This is a genomic window from Psychromarinibacter sediminicola (assembly GCF_029168335.1).
GTDB classification, from domain to species: domain Bacteria; phylum Pseudomonadota; class Alphaproteobacteria; order Rhodobacterales; family Rhodobacteraceae; genus Psychromarinibacter; species Psychromarinibacter sediminicola.
The window spans coordinates 1-3,029 of record NZ_JARGYC010000158.1 but is presented as its reverse complement, the minus strand read 5'-3'; the positions used below and the strand labels follow the sequence as shown (position 1 = coordinate 3,029).

At 60.1% G+C, this 3,029-nt stretch carries 3 protein-coding genes and 1 pseudogene; 2 read left to right on the top strand and 2 right to left on the bottom strand.

The features are described from left to right. A pseudogene (locus P1J78_RS24450) lies at positions 1-413 on the bottom strand (peptidoglycan -binding protein); the annotation flags it as partial. A 378-nt stretch (positions 414-791) separates the two neighbouring features. Next, positions 792-1,244, bottom strand: coding sequence for a thermonuclease family protein (locus P1J78_RS24445; RefSeq protein ID WP_275569984.1), 453 nt, complete (start codon positions 1,242-1,244; stop codon positions 792-794). 293 nt (positions 1,245-1,537) lie between these two features. Between P1J78_RS24445 and P1J78_RS24440 the strand changes: the two genes are divergently transcribed. Together P1J78_RS24440 and P1J78_RS24435 are read left to right on the top strand one after the other, a co-directional pair. Beyond that, positions 1,538-2,158, top strand: coding sequence for a helix-turn-helix transcriptional regulator (locus tag P1J78_RS24440; RefSeq protein ID WP_275569983.1), 621 nt, complete (start codon positions 1,538-1,540; stop codon positions 2,156-2,158). Between the two features lie 108 nt (positions 2,159-2,266). After that, positions 2,267-2,878, top strand: coding sequence for an acyl-homoserine-lactone synthase (locus tag P1J78_RS24435; RefSeq protein WP_275569982.1), 612 nt, complete (start codon positions 2,267-2,269; stop codon positions 2,876-2,878). The last annotated feature ends 151 nt before the right edge of the window (positions 2,879-3,029 follow it).

Sequence of the window (3,029 nt, the reverse complement as noted above, 5' to 3'; positions counted from 1 at the left end):
TCCTCCAGGTTCAGCGTCATCGCCGACAGCTCGGCATCGGCATCCGCCAGCCGCTCGCGCAGCGCCTCCGCCGCCGCCGCTTCGGCCAGCCGCGCTGCCTCCTCGTCGCTCAGGTCGGTTTCCAGCTCCGACACCCGGGCGCGCAGTTCCTCGACGGCGGCCGCCTCCGCCAGCCGCGCCGCCTCGGCCTCGTCCAGCTCGGTCTGCGCCGCCTCCAGCTCGCGCCGCAGCTCCTCCAGCGCCGCCTGCTGGGCCAGCCGCTCGGCGTCGGTCTCGTTCAGCGTTGTCTCCAGCTGCGAGAGCCGGGAGCGCAGCGACGACTGAGCCGAAGCCCAAGCGAATTCGACAAGCTCCTGGGCCTCACTCCGGGTGCAAAGCGACTTGCTCTCGCTCTCCGCGCCGACTTCAAGCAATTCACCTTCCGAGAAGCGAAGAAACCCGTCGTCCGTACGGAAGAAGTAGACGCCGGGAGCGCTTTCCCATCCATCCACGAGATTTCGGCCCCCTTCCGTCGTGCCGCCTTCTTCGGATGATGCCGCCAGTGTCAGACTTGCTCTGCCATCCGCTTGCCTTTGCAAGAGCGCCATTCGGTCGCCGTCGCCGCACGAAAAGAGAAGGATGGCGTTCTGCTGCGCCGGGAGCTCTTGCCCCCAGGATGCTGCGGCAAGAAAGAGCGCAGGAAGCAGCGCCAGAGAACCCGAGTGTATCATCTTCCGAAATATCTCCTCTAAACGTGTGACTTCGCAGCAATCGGGAGCGGACGCACCGCCAATCTGACTTTCCGAGAACCTTCAGTTGCAGGGCTGACACCAGAATTCGCAACCGTCGGGCCAGCGCCGAGCGAGCCCCTCGGAAATCAGGATGTCACCAACGTCAACGCCATCCCTTCGGACAACCGCGACAGTACGACCGTATTGGTCCTCCCCAGTCCGCTCGATTGATATCTGACCGCTGTTCAAGAGCTGCAGCAATCGTTCTGAGGCTCGGTCAGCAAGGCTTCTTTCGCGCTCGCCTCCGCACAGATTGGTCTGAGGCTCCGGCGTGTCATAGCCCTGCATCCGTATCTTCTCGCCTTCGTACCAAAACGTATCTCCGTCCACGACGCATGTATCGCGTGGGCCGGAATCGCACATTTCGATTGCTTGGGCCGGCGCAGCTAAGATGGCGATGGCAAAAAGAGCATGCTTCATATGGCGACCCCCATGTTTCGGCGGAGTATGGCTCGCCTTGTCATCGATGTTCAAGGAACGTCCCGAGTACGATTGGTTAACGCGAAAGAGAACAGAATTAGTACGTGATAGCTCCCCGGGAAACGAACTGCCCGAGCACGTCCCCGCCAAGCACCAAACGCCAAATCGACGTTGTGCCAGTGAGGGGGCGCGCTTCCCACGACGGCGGCGGGGACCATGGACGCGGCAGGTCTCGAGAAAAGTTATGCTCTTTTCATTTTCCCGCCAACCAAACGCCCTAAACCTTGCTATGCTGCTCTCTGGGGTGCGCTGCGAAACCGAACGAAAGACATAGAATGCAACAGCATATGGGCATTGAATTGGGTGCCGACCTTGACGCCAATCTGTTTTCGGAGCTTTCGCCCTCTGGATTCTTTTTCGCCATCCGTATCAGCTTTGCCCTCCCCATGTTCGAGCAGAACCGGTTCCCTGCGGACTGGGTAGAGACCTTTGGCAAGCGCGGCTACGTGATGGCCGACCCGGTCATGAACTGGCTGTACGCCTCCACAGGAGCGGTGCGCTGGAGTGAGATCAACATCCCCGACCCGCGGGGCGTCCTGGACCATGCAGCGGAGTTCGGACTGGTTTATGGTGCGGCGGTCTCCTGCATCGATCAAGAGTCTCACGGCCAGCGCAGTTTCGGCTCTTTCGCCCGGCCGGATCGAGAGTTTGAGGATGACGAAATCGCAGTACTTCAGCGGACTCTGCAGGGCTTGCATGATTCGTACATACCTCCGACGAATCTCACGCGGGCGGAACTGGAGGCGCTCGGAATGATCAAGAACGGCCTTCTGATGAAGGAAATTGCGTGTCTTCTTGGTGTCAGTGAGGGGGCGGTAAAGCAGCGGCTAAAGAACGCGAAATCCAAGCTGAACGCTAAGACTAGTACCCATGCGGCCACCATGGCCACAAGTTATGGTTTGATCTGACATCGTTTCCAGACAATCCACGCTGTGGATAAATTTGCCGGTCTGTGGAAAATTTGTTCACAATGAGGCGTAAATTGGGCTAAATCCCCCTCCTGGAAGGGGGCGCCCATGCATACCATCACATTCGACCTGTCGACCTTGCACGAGCACGGGCCAGCCTATTTCCAGTACCTGGCCCTGCGAAAGCGGTTTTTTGTGGACGCCCTGAAGTGGGACATTCCGCATGACGACCGCTACGAGATGGACCAGTACGACAACCCAACGGCTTGGTATTCGCTCTGCGTGCGCGACTGCGAGGTTATCGGCGGTACTCGGGTAATGCCCACCACATCACGCTGGGGCAAGCATACCTACATGCTGCGCGATGCGCGCGAGGGCACCTTGGATACGATCCCGCGCGAGGCCATGGCCGCCGACATCGTGTCTCCGTTCGTCTGGGAGATGACGCGGCTGGTCATCTCGCCGGACCTGAAGACGCAAAGCGACCGTTCCGCCTGCCTACAAGCTATCGGTAATGGGCTCTACGACATCGCCGCCGGGAACGGCGTAGCGGAGTACATGGGAATCTCGGCCGTCGCACTGATCCGTGTGCTGCGTCAACTCGGCTTCCCACTGGAGCGCGCGGGCGAGCCGTATCACGATCCGGCCGACAAGAGGAATTACACTGTAATGCGGATGCCCGTCGTGCTGCCCGGCCAACAGCTTATGGCAGCCGAGTGACTCCGCAGCGCGCTTCCTCGGCTTCAATCGTCAGTATCGCCGCGGCGGTTTCTGGTCGTACCCCGTTTCTAAGCGCTTCGTCGACCAAGGATCTTACTGCCTCCCGAAGCTCCGTTGCGCTTCCAGGCGTTGCTGGCATTCTCTTCTACTC

Coding starts and splice junctions, on each gene's coding strand:
- P1J78_RS24435 (WP_275569982.1), top strand. CDS start 2,267: ATGCATACCATCACATTCGACCTGTCGACCTTGCACGAGCACGGGCCA.
- P1J78_RS24440 (WP_275569983.1), top strand. CDS start 1,538: ATGGGCATTGAATTGGGTGCCGACCTTGACGCCAATCTGTTTTCGGAG.